The following is a 14621-nucleotide window of genomic DNA, read 5'->3' on the forward strand; positions in this document are numbered from 1 at the left end:
AGATATTCGTAAAGGAAAGAATGGAAAAAAAACGAAAATCAAAGGGTGAAACGGAAGAGCTAGAGTATTCGTTGGTTTGTTGGAACAGTTAAACGAGGTGAAGCTTGATGTCGTGTTCGTTCAGGAGATGGGAGATTTCTGTTGGTGGTTGCTGGTCAGTGAACACGTGGTCTGCCTGGGTAATGTTGCCCAGCCTGACCATTGCGTTGCGGCCGAATTTGGAGTGGTCGGCAGCGAGGAATACCTGATTTGAATTAGCAATGATGGCCTGTGCTACGCGGACTTCCCGGTAATCAAAGTCCAGTAATGAGCCGTCGTTGTGGATGCCGCTGATGCCGATGATGCCAAAGTCCATCTTGAACTGATTGATAAAGTCGCGAGTGGCTTCGCCGACAATGCCGCCATCGCGGTGTCGCACTTCTCCGCCGGCAATAATCACGTGAAAGTCTTCTTTTGCGGAGAGGATGGAGGCAACGTGAAGGTTGTTGGTCACGATTTGCAAATTGTTTTTTTCAAGCAGAGCTTTGGCGATAGTTTCGGTGGTTGTTCCGATGTTGATGAACAGGGACGAGTTATCTGGAATCAGTTCAACCATGGCTTCAGCGATGCGCTCTTTGGCTTCAAGGTCCATGATTTTTCTGGCCTGGTAGGCCGTGTTCACTGTGCTCGAGTCAATCCCGGCACCGCCGTGATGCCGCCGGAGTTTCTTCTCCTTTGCGAGCTCATTCAGATCCCTGCGAATAGTCTGGGGCGTTACCTTGAATTGGTCTACAAGCTGCTCGGTCGTCACAAAACCGTTTTGTTGGATCAGTTCCATGATGAGATCCTGTCGACGACGCTGTGCCATTGAGTAGCCCTCCTTTTTGGGTGCCGTTGTTTTTATTCGAAAAAATGAGCGTTTTAAAACTCTGCGAAAAATAAGTTTAGTCTTTTTCGGCGTTTTATGCAGTCTTTTGAGTAGGTTGCCTGTTTGCTGGCGAGTGTTGTTTATGAAACTTCTAATAGCGCAATAGCGGTTTCTATGGCGTTTGTACCTATAATTTTCAGAAATCTGGTATAAGCTTTTCGTTTATAAGTTCGAAATAGAAAGTTCGGGTGTGAGCTTTGATCCGGATGCGTTTCCACAAGAACAACAAGGAATGCTTATGTCCTTAACGCTGGAGAACCTCTCCCGCTCTGTTGACGGTGTCGATTACATTCAGGGTGCCAACCTTACGTTTGAGGCTGGCTCTTTCAATGTACTGCTTGGCCGGACGCTTGCCGGCAAGACCTCAATGATGCGTCTGATGGCCGGCCTCGACAAACCGTCGCGAGGTCGTCTGTTGTATAAAGGCGAGGATGTCACCGGGCAAAACGTGCAGCGCCGTAACATCTCGATGATCTATCAGCAGTTCATCAACTATCCCACGCTTACCGTCTACGAAAACATTGCCTCACCGCTACGCCTGGCCAAAATGTCGAAATCGGAAATTGATCGACGAGTAAAAGAAACGGCTTCGATGCTGCGGATTGAGTCGTTGCTCAAACGCTATCCACTTGAGCTTTCCGGAGGCCAGCAGCAGCGCACAGCTATGGCACGCGCTCTGGTGAAGGATGCCACCCTGGTGCTTTTTGATGAGCCCTTGGTGAATCTTGATTACAAGCTGAGGGAGGAGCTTCGGGCAGAACTCAGGGATCTGTTTCGGGAGCGCCAGTGTATCGCGGTTTATGCAACCACAGAGGCGAACGAAGCTCTGGCACTGGGTGGCACAACAACTCTATTGCATGAGGGTGGTGTGGTTCAGACCGGGCCGGTTATGGACGTTTACCGCGCGCCGGTTAATACCCTGGCAGCTCAATTGTTCAGTGAGCCGCCGATGAACATGATCCGCGGCCGCGTTACAGACACTGAAGTCACGTTTGATGAATATTCTCACCACGCACTGACCCAGGAACTGGAAAAGCTGCCGCCTGGTGATTACTGGTTCGGCATTCGCCCCAGCCATATTGCGCTGGTTCCGGCCAACGATGACGATCTCGAGATCTCCATGGAGGTCGCGCTGAGTGAGATCAGTGGTTCTGAAACCTTCATGCACGTTGAGAACAGTCATTTCGAGATGGTGATGCAGCTCATGGGCGTTCACCAGTACCACACAGGTGCGCCGGTCAAGGTTTACCTGCCGATCAACAAACTGTTCGTCTTCGATAACGATGAACAACTGGTGCACACACCATCCCGTGTTGCAGGAGGAGCTGTCTGATGGCTGAAATTCAATTGAAAGCTTGGCACACAGTTACAGTGACACACCAAGCGGGCCGGATGACTATGCCATTCGCCAGCTCGACCATGTCTGGCACAAAGGCGGTGCCTATGCGCTGCTTGGGCCTTCGGGATGTGGCAAGAGCACCATGCTGAATATTATCTCCGGTTTGATCCAACCGTCTGAAGGGGAGGTGTTGTTTGATGGCAAGCGGGTGAACGAACTCTCTCCGCGGGACAGAAATATCGCACAGGTATTCCAGTTCCCGGTTATTTACGACTCGATGACGGTGTACGAAAACCTGGCATTTCCGCTCAAGAACAATAAGGTCCCCGCCTCCAGAATCAAGGTTCGTGTGCAGGAGATTGCAGAGGTTCTTGAGATTGAAGACAAGCTTCACAAAAAGGCCAGGAATCTGACTGCTGATGAAAAGCAGAAGGTGTCCATGGGGCGGGGTCTGGTGCGGGAAGACGTCTCGGCGATTCTGTTCGATGAGCCGCTGACCGTTATCGACCCCCAGCTCAAATGGAAGCTGCGCCGGAAACTCAAGCAGATCCATGAGCAGTTTGATATCACCATGGTGTACGTCACCCACGACCAGCTTGAGGCCTCTACCTTTGCCGACAAAATTGCCGTGATGTACGACGGCCAAGTGGTGCAGTTCGGTACGCCCACGGAACTTTTCGAGGCACCCAATCATACGTTTGTTGGTTACTTTATCGGAAGCCCGGGAATGAACATTGTGGAGGTTGAGCGGTGTTCAGGTGGCGTCTGTTTTGGCTCCACCGTGCTGCCTCTTGAGAGCTGGCAAGTCGATATTCTCAAACGCATGACATCCGGGAATCTGAAGGTCGGCATACGCCCGGAGTTCATCGAGGTCTCGCCCATATCGTCTGACGATACCTATGAGGCAAACGTCCGGGATATAGAAGATCTGGGCACCTATAAAATCGTGACGGTAGAGCTTGGCGAGCAGGAATTGAAGGTGCGCCAGAATGAGGAATTTGATGCCAGCATCGACAGCCCTATACACCTTTCATTCCCGAAACAGTGGCTGATGCTGTACGTGGATGAATTCCTGGTACAGGAGCAACAGTGATGGAAAAAATCCCCAATAACCGTGCGTGGTGGCTCGTACTGCCAGTATTTCTTCTGGTCGCGTTTTCGGCGCTAATACCCCTGATGACCGTGGTTAACTACTCGGTTCAGGATATCTTCGGGCCAGGCCAAGCCTATTATGTTGGCACGGAATGGTTCAAAGAAGTTCTTGCGGATGAACGGCTTCAGGACTCACTGATCCGGCAGTTCGTGTTCTCCGGTTTTGTGTTGCTGATTCAGATTCCACTGGGTATAGGTGTGGCCCTGATGATGCCAAAATCCGGTGTCAAGGGCTCCCTGTGCCTTATCCTCATTGCCATTCCGTTGCTGATTCCCTGGAACGTCGTTGGCACCATCTGGCAGATTTTTGCCCGCGGTGATATCGGTTTGTTCGGCTGGGGTATCAATCAGCTTGGTATTGATTACAACTACACCGGCGACACCCTGGATGCCTGGCTGACAGTACTTCTTATGGATGTCTGGCACTGGACACCGTTGGTTGCTCTGCTCTGCTATTCCGGTCTGCGCGCCATTCCCGAGGCCTTTTATCAGGCGGCTGAAATCGACCGCGCTTCGAAATGGGCAGTATTCCGGTATATCCAGCTCCCGCGTCTGAAAAGTGTACTGATTATTGCTGTGCTGTTGCGATTCATGGACAGCTTCATGATCTATATCGAGCCGTTTGTGCTCACCGGCGGCGGCCCGGGAAGCTCCACCACGTTTCTGAGCCAGACACTGACCACCATGGCAATAGGGCAGTTCGACCTGGGGCGTGCTGCGGCATTCTCACTGATCTACTTCCTGATTGTATTGCTTATTTCGTGGTTGTTCTTCACCGCCATTACTCACGCCGACAAAGAAAAATAAGGAGAGTGAGATGAGACAGACGCGTGCCAAGAATGTCGGGATTACCCTTTTTATCCTGCTGCTTCTGACACCGGTTTACTGGTTGCTGAACATGTCCTTCAAAACCAACCAGGAAATTCTCGGAGGTCTTACGCTGTGGCCGCAAACCTTCACGTTTGATAACTACGCAGTGATCTTTACGGACCCCAGTTGGTATAACGGCTACCTCAACTCCATGTTGTATGTCTCCATCAACGTGGTCATTACTCTGTCGGTTGCGTTGCCGGCGGCCTATGCGTTCAGCCGATACAAGTTTCTGGGCGACAAACACCTGTTCTTCTGGCTGCTCAGCAACCGGATGGCGCCGCCTGCGGTTTTCCTGCTGCCGTTCTTTCAACTGTATTCATCCATCGGTCTTTTCGACACCCACATTGCCGTTGCGCTGGCGCACTGCTTGTTCAATGTACCCTTGGCGGTATGGATCCTGGAGGGCTTTATGAAAGGCGTTCCACGGGAATACGATGAGATGGCCTACATTGACGGCTACAGCTTTCCAAGGTTCTTTATAAAGGTGTTTTTGCCAATGATCCGCTCGGGTATAGGCGTGACAGCCTTTTTCGCCTTTATGTTTTCCTGGGTCGAACTGCTGCTGGCAAGAACGCTCACCTCGGTGGATGCCCAGCCTATTGGGGCGATCATGACCCGAACAATCGGAGCCAGCGGTATTGACTGGGGTGTGCTGGCGGCTGCTGGGGTGCTGACCATTATTCCCGGACTGCTGGTTATCTGGTTTGTTCGCAACCACGTGGCCAAGGGCTTTGCTCTCGGGCGGGTATAAGGAGAATTTGTATGATTGCCTGGATGAACTGGACACCCACTGTCGTAGTATTTTTTGTCGTTATTGCAATGATCCTTGCGGTAATGACCGTTTACGAAATTGTCTCTCCCTGCACGGAGCGCAAAGGGTTTCTGCCAATTGAAACGACCCGCGGAGACAGGTTATTTATTGGTTTACTTTCGGCGGCATATATAAATCTTACGTTCCTGGCTGTCAGCGATATAACGCTATGGGTTGCATTGGCAGTGTCTGTGGCGTGGCTTCTGGTTCTTTTGCGCTGGGGGTGAATGGCGCCGGTTGAGCGGTTGTACAGGCCCTTTGAAAAAGGAGCTGAAAAGGTTGTAAAGAATTCGAAACCGAACTAATTTTCAATCTATGATCGAAAACAATCATAAAGTCTGTCTCGAGCGCACAAGGTTTTACGATCCAGGCGCTGTTACAAGTCCAAACGGAGTGCAGTCTTGCTTTGCTCCATTCACAACAAGGTAAACGAGGTTGGATATGTTCAAAAACAATAATTATCCGAAGACCCTGCTCCTGAGTGCTGCCATTGGTGCGATCAGTATGGGGCTGAGCATGCAGGCTGGCGCTGATCAATACTCCGACGCGGCGGAAAAGTGGGTAAGTGATTCTTTCAAAAAGTCTACCCTTACCAAAGAGCAACAGATGAAGGAGATGGCATGGTTTACCAAGGCTGCGGAGCAGTTCCGGGGCATGGAGATCAACGTTGTGTCCGAGACCATTGCCACTCACGAATACGAATCCAGTGTTCTGGCCAAGGCCTTCTCTGAAATCACCGGCATTAAGCTCACCCATACCCTGATTCAGGAAGGTGATGTCATTGAGAAGTTGCAGACCCAGATGCAGTCTGGGCGCAACATCTACGACGGCTATGTGAACGACTCCGACCTCATAGGTACGCATTTTCGGTACGGTAAAGTGGTGGCCGTTGAAGACATAATGAACGGTTCCGGCAAAGACCTTACTCTGCCAACTCTGGACCTTGAAGACTTCATTGGCCTTGATTTCACCACAGGACCTGATGGAAAGCTCTATCAGCTGCCGAGCCAGCAATTTGCCAACCTTTACTGGTTCCGCGCCGACTGGTTCGAGCGAGAAGATATGAAAAAGCAGTTCAAGGAACTCTACGGCTATGAGCTGGGTGTTCCGGTGAACTGGTCAGCGTATGAAGACATTGCTGAGTTTTTCTCTGTCCACGTTAAAGAGATAGATGGCGAAAAAGTCTACGGCCATATGGATTACGGCAAGAAGGATCCATCCCTGGGGTGGCGCTTCACCGACGCATGGTTCTCGATGGCAGGCGCGGGTGACAAAGGCTGCCGAACGGCTTGCCAGTAGATGAGTGGGGCATTCGCGTGGAGGACTGCCATCCGGTAGGCTCCAACGTCTCACGCGGTGGTGCGACAAATGGTCCAGCTGCTGTGTATGCAACCACCAAATATGTCGAATGGATGGAAAAGTACGCGCCGCCTGAAGCCACGGGTATGACCTTTTCCGAATCGGGCCCGGTACCTGCTCAGGGCAATATCGCTCAGCAGATTTTCTGGTATACAGCGTTTACCGCCAGCATGATTGAAGATGGCCTGCCAGTTGTTAATGACGACGGCACTCCGAAGTGGCGAATGGCGCCTTCCCCGCGTGGTCCCTACTGGGAAGAAGGCATGAAGTTGGGATATCAGGACGTAGGTTCCTGGACCTTCCTGAATTCGACTCCCGAGAAACGCCGCCTGGCAGCCTGGCTGTACGCCCAGTTCACCGTGGCCAAAACCGTGTCTTTGGAGAAAACCATTGCAGGCCTGACCCCGATTCGAGAATCCGATATCAACTCGGATGCGATGACAGAAATGGCGCCCAAGCTTGGTGGTCTGGTTGAGTTCTACCGCAGTCCGGCGCGGGTTCAATGGTCACCTACAGGCACCAACGTACCAGATTATCCGAAACTGGCTCAGCTTTGGTGGCAGTACATTGCCCAGGCCGCGAGCGGCGAAGCAACACCGCAACAAGCGCTGGACGGCCTTGCGGATGCTCAGGATCGCGTAATGGAGCGGTTGGAGCGGGCGAACGTGATGCCGAACTGCGGGCCGAAGCTGAACGAGCCTCGGGATCCGCAGTACTGGCTGGACCAGCCGGGTGCGCCCAAGCCTAAACTGGCAAACGAAAAGGTGCAGGGTAAAACCGTTCCCTATAACGAGCTGCTCAAAACATGGGAAGACGCTCGCGAGAGCTGATTTCTGCTGATTTTGCTCCCCCATCGACATGAGGCATACTGCGCTTGCGTACATAGAGCGAGCGCAACACCTGAGGAGCCAAGCGGAGGAGCCTTCCATGATGAGCAAAAGTTTCCAGGGTGAAACCATCACCTGGCAGGCGGGCCACTGCTACCTTGGGGAAATTTTGGTTGCACGCACTTCCACTGGAGTGTGTGCGGTATTGCCAGGTGAGTCGACTGAGGAGCTGGTTGTAGACTTGGCGCGCCGATTCCCGGGTGCCACGCTCAGTCATGCAAATGATTCCCGGGCGGTTTGGTTTGCCGATGTTATGAGTTATCTGATTGATAGCCGCAAGCCGCTTTCAGTACAACTTGATCTTCGTGGTACAGAATTTCAATGTAAGGTTTGGCAGACACTGCGAGAGATTCCTTCTGGCTGTTCCGCCAGCTATGGCGAAATTGCCCGGCGCATGGGGGCGCCTACGGCCTCCCGGGCCGTAGCGGGAGCATGTGCCGCCAACCCTTTGGCCGTGGTTGTGCCTTGTCATCGCGTACTGCGAGGTGATGGCAGTCTCTCTGGCTATCGCTGGGGGGTTAAGCGCAAACAAGCGGTGTTAAGCCACGAGCAGGGGCTGTCTGAGCGTTAGCAGCCATTCGCCAACCAAGAGCGAAGGTAAGAAGGGCTGCGCAGCAATTGATCCAGGGTGGCAGTGAGACCTGTGTCACGACATGTGTGTGGCCGAGCGCAAAGTAAGACACATCGCAATCAAGACTTTTCAGAAGTTACCCCAATTAACTAAGCGCAGCGCATAGACTGAGTTAAAGCCCTGTCTATGGAGTGCCCAGAAAATGATTGATACCGCCGTTCGCTTTTTTCAGGAAGGTGGCTTTTTTATGTTTCCGATTGCCGTTGTGCTGATTATCGGACTCATTGTAGCCATTGAGCGATATGTATACCTGTCTGCTCAAAAGATCACCAATCGCAGAGATTTTAACCGACTGCACCAGATGATTGCGACGCGTGATTTCAAGGGCGCGCTCAATTACGCTCAGGAATCCGGTACGGCAATGGCCACCATGATTGGCTTTGGTCTTCAGCGCCTGGCCCGTCGCCAAGGCCGCGAGGACATCGAGTACGCCATGGAAGAGGGGCTGCTGGATGTCATGCCGCGTCTTGAAAAGCGTACCCAGTACCTTGCAACGCTTGCCAACATCGCAACACTGCTGGGTCTGTTGGGAACCATCATTGGCCTGATTGCTGCCTTTACTGCCGTGGCTGCTGCAGATCCAGCACAGAAAGCCAGCCTGCTTTCCCAAAGTATTTCCGTGGCCATGAACACAACTGCGTTCGGCCTTATGTCGGCTATCCCCATGCTATTGATCCATTCGGTGCTGCAGACCAAGACCAATGAGATTGTAGACAGCTTTGAAATGGCCGGTATCAAAGTGCTTAACCTGCTTAGTGACAGCTCGGGCTCTCGCCCAGGTGGCCAATCACAAACCGCGACGCCTCCCGCCCCGGCGGCAGCATCAGCCGGCGCTCACGCCAGCACTCCGGCCTGACAATCAGCTGAAGGATTTCGGGCTATGAGACGGAAACATCGTCGATTACAGAGCGAACCGGATCTCGATATCACACCATTCATGAACCTCATGATTGTGCTGGTGCCGGTGCTGCTTTTGAACATGGTGTTTGCACACACCAGCGTTCTGGAACTCAACTTTCCCACCGGTGAAAGCCTTGCGCCGGAACAGGCAGAAGAGCTGCAGATACAGGTCATTATTCACGCTGATCGTTTGGTGGTTGCGGATAACCAGAACGGCGTTATCAAGGCCATTGACCAGCAAGAAGGCGAATACAATTTCGCAGTGCTTAAAGAGGTTATGAAGGAATTGAAGAGCCGTGTTCCTGATAAAAAGGACGTGATTATCATGCCTTCTCAGGAAACCTCTTATCAGGTTTTGGTTAGCGTAATGGATACCGTTCGTTCATACGATGCTGTGGTTGCAGGCAATTTGGTGAAAGCGGAGCTGTTCCCTGAGATTTCCTTGGGTGACGCGCCAGTTGCGGATACTGAACAAGTGCAAAAAGCAGGGGGGCAGTCGTGAAAGAATCTGCAAAAGCCCGCCGCCTGAAGCGCCACCACAGGCGCAACAAGAACCAGAGCAAGATGAACCTGGTGTCTCTGATGGACATCTTTACGATTCTTGTATTCTTCTTGATGGTTAACTCCTCGTCTGATGTGCAGGTGCTTAACCAAGGCAGCACTATCAAACTTCCGGACTCTTCAGCCGTGCAACCACCGGGGGATGTACTCGCACTGACCGTGACCGATCAGGATATCCTGGTGAATGGGCGCGTCGTGATCAAGCGCGAAGTACTGCAAGCTCTGGAGGGACAAATAGAGCCAGGCTTGAAACAGGAACTGGATTACCAAGCTGGCCGCTCAGGCAACCCGCGCCAGAGACAGGGCGGGCAATTACTATTCTGGCAGACCGCGAGCTGCCCTACGATTTGCTCAAAAAAATCATGTCTACCTGTGTGGATGCAGGATACGCCAGCATATCTCTAGCCGTTAACCAGCGTACAAAGCACAGAGCTGGAGCGTAACCGAGCACTGGTATGGATTACCTCGGGAGCAGGGAGAGGACATGCGGCTGCAGCGCCAGATTTGAGGCACAGTTATCTTTAAGCCCTCAGCAATTTCGGTATCTTAGCGTAACAATATGTAATCAATAAATGTCACGGATAATAAAAACAGGAAGTTAATCTGACATGCTGCTGGTGCTCGCTGGATCCATTCTTACCTTCGCCATAGTGCAGGAAGCTACCTTAGTAGAGCCCTATGAAAAGGGGGCTGTTGTTATCGAGCAAAAGGTCGACTCCAGCCCTGTGGAGTTGCGCACAGATTTCCGTATTGAACCGTTGGTCGAACAGAAGTTCCGCAATATTGTGCGCCAGGCTTATGACTACAGCTGCGGAAGTGCAGCGCTCACCACAATATTGAATTTTTATTTGGGGCGATCTCTTTCAGAGCGTCAGGTAATGGAAGGCCTGCTGCACTACGGCGAAAGTGATCGCATCGTTTCCCGCCGCGCGTTCTCAATGCTTGATATGAAGCGCCTCGTGACAGCTCTGGGTTATCCGTCGGGCGGTTTTCGCGCGACGATCGACGATCTTATGGATCTCGATCACCCGGCTATTGTTCCTATTCAGCATGCAGGCTTCAAACACTTTGTTGTGCTCAGAACCATTCGGGATGGCCGTGTGTACATGGCCGATCCGGCGGTTGGCAACCTGTCTTTTACCCTGGCCCAGTTTGAAGAAAAATGGGACGACAACGTGTTGTTCATTGTTTTTCCGGGCAGTGATAAACCGCTGGATAACCTGGAGCTCAAGGAAGAGGATCTGCGCTTTGTTGACGACCAGACCATGACCTTATTGGCGTTGGAGCGGATGCCAACGTTCCATGAGTCTACCGCCAGACGCATTCAGAATTTACTTGAACGTCAAAAGAACAACCCGGATGGCAGTGTTGAGAATACCCGAAAACAATTGCACTACCGTCGTAATTAACATTTGCCGGGCGAAGCGTTCGGCGCAGAACCATAACCAATAAAAATTAAGGGAGTTAGGATGAATCGTTGGTTTGTGCGAGGTCTTATCCTTGTTTCCGCGTCGGGCTGGCTTTCGGGCACGGCCCTGGCGCAGGAAGGCAATGTAGATCAGGCGAGGGATGCGCTCGCAAAACAGGAGGGCGATAAAGACTCTTCACGCCAGCTTGAGGAAGTATTCCAGGCTGCCGAGAAGAACTATTCTCTGCAGAAAAAAGGAACACATTCCCTCAATTACTCTTTTGACTATTCCTATACGGCCGATCAACGACTGGATCTTGCGATCACAAATGGCTCGGTTCGAAACCTAGATGTGGTGCCGTCGGCAACCCACAATTTCACCAATTCGTTTTCTTACGATTTTGGTTTGTTAGACAACTTCACGGTGGGTGCGCGGGTTCCTCTGGTTGTGAAGTACGACACCGAGGATGAACTGAACGTCTACGATGTTGGCGATATCTCCGTAACTGGCCGTTGGCAGCCTTTTGCCTATGTGCCGGGCAAAATGTCGACAACCCTGTTTGGTACTTTTTCCAGCAAAACGGGTGTAAGCCCATACGAAATTGATATCAACGAGCAGCTTTCCACTGGCAGTGGTTATTACTCTCTCGGTGGCGGGGCAAGTCTTTCAAAGGTGCTTGATCCGGTTGTTGTGTTTGGCTCTGTTAGCGCAACGTACAACCTGCCTGCGGAAGATCTTCAACAGGTTCGTGGTGCCCGCTTGCTGCAAGAGGTCGAGCCTGGCTTTGGCCTTTCTGGTTCTTTAGGTTTTGCATATTCGCTGTCTTACGATATTTCCCTGAGCATGTCGGCGCAGTTGAGCTATAGCGATGAAACCATCCTCACGTTCTCCAACGGTGATCGGGCAATGGCCCAGGATCAGATGACGGGTTTCCTGAGCTTGTCGTTGGGAACCCGGGTCAGCGATACCACAATTGTGAATACCAGTCTCGGTATCGGCCTGACTGAGGACGCCCCGGATTTTTCCCTGGGTGTGTCCCTACCCATTAATTTCTCCGGCCTCAAAGAGTGATTGGCGCCGCTGACGATTTAACGGGAAGGGAAGGATTTCATGGGACATAACAGCCACAAGCGCCAGCTTCTCGCGGCAATGGTAGCCACAACACTTTCGTGCGGAGCCCAGGCACAGCTTGCTCAGAATCTGACCATTCACCCGAAGGCACTGGCACTGGGTAACGCGGTCACGGCAGATCCACCGGGGATCATGGCGATTCACTACAATCCAGCGGGCCTGACAAAGCTGGAGGGCAGGCAGTTTGAAGTAAATCTGATGAGTATTTATCTGGACATAGACGCTGATTTTACAGCCCCGGAAGGATACGAGATATTTGGTATTGATGGTCTTGAGATCGACCAAGTACGGGCAAGCAGCGAGATCCAATTGCAAACTCCCACAGCCACACCAACAACGTTGCGCTGTATGTCCCCGGTTTTGGAATCCTGCGGATGCCGCCCGGGCCAGCTGTGGCGCCTTCCGCGGGGTTCAGTATCAACCCGCCAGGCTCAAAGCTGACTTTTGGCAACGCCTTTTACCTGCCGCTGGCGGCAGGTTTTTACCGCGATAAAAATGACCCTGGCCGCTATCAGCCACAAGCAACCGCACTGCAACGCACCACTTATCTTGCGCCAACGGTGGGCTACAAGATTAATGATGAGTGGTCGGTGGGCGCAGGTATCCACCTGTCTCACATGGGTATAGCCGCGGATCAGTATATGCGCGCGCCCAACCTTTTACTGGGTGTGGCAGAAATTCTGCAGGATGCCTTTAACTGTGAAAGTGGCGATGAGCCATTGCAGCCATGGCTGGCACTTTGCGGCGGTAACGTAGGGCCATGGGACGATATAGGTGCCCTGAGCATTAACGTTCAGGAAACTCTGTCGCCTACCTACACGCTTGGAGTTATGTGGGAACCGGTAGACTGGTTTGCTTGGGGAGCTAGCTATACCTCCGAAGCTGAAATGAACATGAAGGGCACCTTCGAGATTGAGTATACCGACGATTGGTCCGGGTTTTGGCAGAGTGTAAACGGATCGGTTTTAGGTGCTATTACCTCGGCCATTCTTAGTTTGCCTTCCGGCGCGCCCAGAGAAGCTGGCAACGTCAGTATGGATTTGGTTTACCCTCAGCATTTTCAAACCGGTATTAGTGTGGACGTTCACCCTAAACTAACACTGAACGCCGACATAGGCTGGACCGACTATGCACAGTGGGACGCCTTCTTGTTCCGCTTTGACCGGAATCTGGAATTTCTCAATGCTGCGCGTATTTTGTCTCCGGACAATGCCACGCCGAACACTCTCAAACTGCCCTTGGGCTTTAAAAGCCAGTGGAACTGGGCGTTTGGAATGGAGTTTCATGCCTCCTCACGGCTTGATCTGAGGGCGGGTGTTGAGATTCGGGATTCGGTTATACCGGATGATCAACGCTCGGTTATGGCTCCGTTTGGAGGTGCCAATTTGTACAGCGTTGGCATGGGATACAAATGGGACAAAAATACTGAAATTGATATGAATCTTAGCTACTTGCACTCTGTTGAAACCATTCCTGCAAATACCAGCTGCAACCTGAACTGCGATAACATCACCAATATTATCTACAATCCCTATGCCGGGCTGGACGTTAAAACCTCCTTGCGGGTTGTTATGGCCGGTCTAAGTTTCAGGAAAAGATTCTGACCCTATGTTGCGTCGCGCTTAAAAGGACACTTCGGTGATTACACACAAAGTTCTGACAGCTATGACATGCGCGGCTTTGTTAGCGGGGTGTCAGGTAGGTGGCTCAACGGTGTCGGACAAGGAAGGCTATTTTACCTGGGTGGACGAGCAAGGGCGGGCACGCTATTCACCTATAGTTGACGCGCCGCCTGTTGACTCTCCCGATGAGAGTGTTTCTGGCAAACAGGTAGCTGGGGAAGAGGAGCGGAAGGGAGCATCTGCTTCTGAAGAATTTAACACGGAGAATTACCCGGATGCCGAAGCGCTTCGGAGGAAAGGGTATGTGCGTGATGGGGATAGCAACCCTATTTCACTTGGCGAGATGCGGAAGGCAACGTCAGAACCTCGCCCTACCAGCCTGATACCCGAACAGAAGAAGAGAAAGCGTTTGTTGTGCAACCCGCTGATGTAACGTCGGCAAGTGTGTACCGCGCCAATGACACACCAGGGACATCCGAGCCTGTGGTTGGATACGACCCAAACGCTTTCGCTATTCTGGGGATAGAGGGAAGTAGCGGTAACTTTCTGGAGCGCTTTTCCGAAACATGCTGTCAGGCGCTAGACGCCCAAAACCATGAGCGTTGGCAGGAGGGTCGTGAATTTGGCGTTTACTTTACGGAAGGCTCGCCAGTTCATAAATTTCTTACGGGGGAGAGCCCCTATCAACTGATCGCCTTACCCCATGGAGCCTCGTCCGGGGGGCAGGTTTTGCGCATGCGCTCGTATGCGAGTAATGGCGTTTTTGTACCGTCGGTGGTGTTTCTCGACAGCGAGCTGACCCCTGTGCGCTTGGTAACGGATTTGGTGTCGGATTTTGAGCCGGAGAACTGGCATCGGCGTGGCTACCTGGAAGTCCGAATTTCGGTTTCTGCCTCTCAAAAAGAACGCTGGATGCTCATCTTTACTCGTGACGAGGATGCTGAAGGCCAAACCGTTATCGATACCCGTCGCGGCCCCCGCAAGATACCTCATGCCGGTGTCGGCGAAATTGGGCTTTATTTAACACAAGCCCAGTAAT

15 protein-coding genes and 2 pseudogenes are annotated in these 14621 nt (G+C 52.1%); 16 read left to right on the forward strand and 1 reads right to left on the reverse strand.

From position 1 onward, the window contains the following. Nucleotides 1-88 precede the first annotated feature (88 nt). Nucleotides 89-847, reverse strand: coding sequence for a DeoR/GlpR family transcriptional regulator (locus tag BCA33_RS03655; RefSeq protein WP_071263531.1), 759 nt, complete (start codon nucleotides 845-847; stop codon nucleotides 89-91). Nucleotides 848-1145: 298 nt separating this feature from the next. On the opposite strand from BCA33_RS03655, the gene BCA33_RS03660 reads away from it, so the two are divergent. From BCA33_RS03660 to BCA33_RS21290, 16 genes and pseudogenes are all read left to right on the forward strand, one after another. Then, entirely contained in the window at nucleotides 1146-2240 is a 1095-nt protein-coding gene (locus BCA33_RS03660; RefSeq protein ID WP_071263532.1) for an ABC transporter ATP-binding protein, read from the forward strand. After that, nucleotides 2240-3339: pseudogene (locus BCA33_RS03665) on the forward strand (ABC transporter ATP-binding protein). The gene BCA33_RS03660 and the pseudogene BCA33_RS03665 overlap by 1 nt, the downstream one beginning before the upstream one ends. Beyond that, nucleotides 3339-4205: a carbohydrate ABC transporter permease gene (locus BCA33_RS03670; protein WP_071263534.1), complete on the forward strand. Its 867-nt coding sequence runs from the start codon at nucleotides 3339-3341 to the stop codon at nucleotides 4203-4205. Before BCA33_RS03665 ends, BCA33_RS03670 begins: the two are co-directional and overlap by 1 nt. A gap of 10 nt (nucleotides 4206-4215) precedes the next feature. Next, nucleotides 4216-5022, forward strand: coding sequence for a carbohydrate ABC transporter permease (locus tag BCA33_RS03675; RefSeq protein ID WP_071263536.1), 807 nt, complete (start codon nucleotides 4216-4218; stop codon nucleotides 5020-5022). A gap of 11 nt (nucleotides 5023-5033) precedes the next feature. Next, nucleotides 5034-5309 (forward strand): DUF2160 domain-containing protein, encoded by a 276-nt coding sequence (locus tag BCA33_RS03680; protein ID WP_071263537.1) that lies wholly within the window; start codon nucleotides 5034-5036, stop codon nucleotides 5307-5309. Between the two features lie 214 nt (nucleotides 5310-5523). Further along, nucleotides 5524-7271 (forward strand): annotated as a pseudogene (locus tag BCA33_RS03685) (ABC transporter substrate-binding protein). 97 nt (nucleotides 7272-7368) lie between these two features. Beyond that, a complete protein-coding gene (locus BCA33_RS03690) occupies nucleotides 7369-7899 on the forward strand; it encodes a methylated-DNA--[protein]-cysteine S-methyltransferase (RefSeq protein WP_254774162.1) in 531 nt (176 codons plus the stop codon). Between the two features lie 202 nt (nucleotides 7900-8101). Then, on the forward strand, nucleotides 8102-8815 hold the full coding sequence (locus tag BCA33_RS03695) for a MotA/TolQ/ExbB proton channel family protein (protein WP_071263538.1): 714 nt from the start codon (nucleotides 8102-8104) through the stop codon (nucleotides 8813-8815). A gap of 24 nt (nucleotides 8816-8839) precedes the next feature. Continuing rightward, nucleotides 8840-9361, forward strand: coding sequence for a biopolymer transporter ExbD (locus BCA33_RS03700; RefSeq protein ID WP_071263541.1), 522 nt, complete (start codon nucleotides 8840-8842; stop codon nucleotides 9359-9361). Next, complete coding sequence (locus BCA33_RS03705; protein WP_254774163.1) at nucleotides 9358-9825, forward strand: biopolymer transporter ExbD; 468 nt, start codon at nucleotides 9358-9360, stop codon at nucleotides 9823-9825. The genes BCA33_RS03700 and BCA33_RS03705 overlap by 4 nt, the downstream gene beginning before the upstream one ends. A gap of 203 nt (nucleotides 9826-10028) precedes the next feature. Continuing rightward, nucleotides 10029-10829, forward strand: coding sequence for a C39 family peptidase (locus tag BCA33_RS03710; protein ID WP_071263542.1), 801 nt, complete (start codon nucleotides 10029-10031; stop codon nucleotides 10827-10829). Between the two features lie 60 nt (nucleotides 10830-10889). Beyond that, nucleotides 10890-11900 carry a flagellar protein FilC gene (locus tag BCA33_RS03715; protein ID WP_071263543.1) on the forward strand — a complete coding sequence of 337 codons (1011 nt, stop codon included), beginning with the start codon at nucleotides 10890-10892 and terminating at the stop codon, nucleotides 11898-11900. Nucleotides 11901-11939: 39 nt separating this feature from the next. Continuing rightward, nucleotides 11940-12401, forward strand: coding sequence for an outer membrane protein transport protein (locus BCA33_RS21280; RefSeq protein WP_254774164.1), 462 nt, complete (start codon nucleotides 11940-11942; stop codon nucleotides 12399-12401). Continuing rightward, nucleotides 12353-13564 (forward strand): OmpP1/FadL family transporter, encoded by a 1212-nt coding sequence (locus tag BCA33_RS03720; RefSeq protein ID WP_254774165.1) that lies wholly within the window; start codon nucleotides 12353-12355, stop codon nucleotides 13562-13564. Before BCA33_RS21280 ends, BCA33_RS03720 begins: the two co-directional genes overlap by 49 nt. 34 nt (nucleotides 13565-13598) lie before the next feature. Beyond that, entirely contained in the window at nucleotides 13599-14015 is a 417-nt protein-coding gene (locus tag BCA33_RS21285; RefSeq protein ID WP_254774166.1) for a hypothetical protein, read from the forward strand. After that, nucleotides 13997-14620, forward strand: a complete 624-nt coding sequence (locus BCA33_RS21290; protein ID WP_254774167.1) for a MalM family protein — start codon at nucleotides 13997-13999, stop codon at nucleotides 14618-14620. The genes BCA33_RS21285 and BCA33_RS21290 overlap by 19 nt, the downstream gene beginning before the upstream one ends. The last annotated feature ends 1 nt before the right edge of the window (nucleotide 14621 follow it).

This window comes from Marinobacter sp. AC-23 (genome assembly GCF_001858325.1).
Taxonomy (GTDB): domain Bacteria; phylum Pseudomonadota; class Gammaproteobacteria; order Pseudomonadales; family Oleiphilaceae; genus Marinobacter.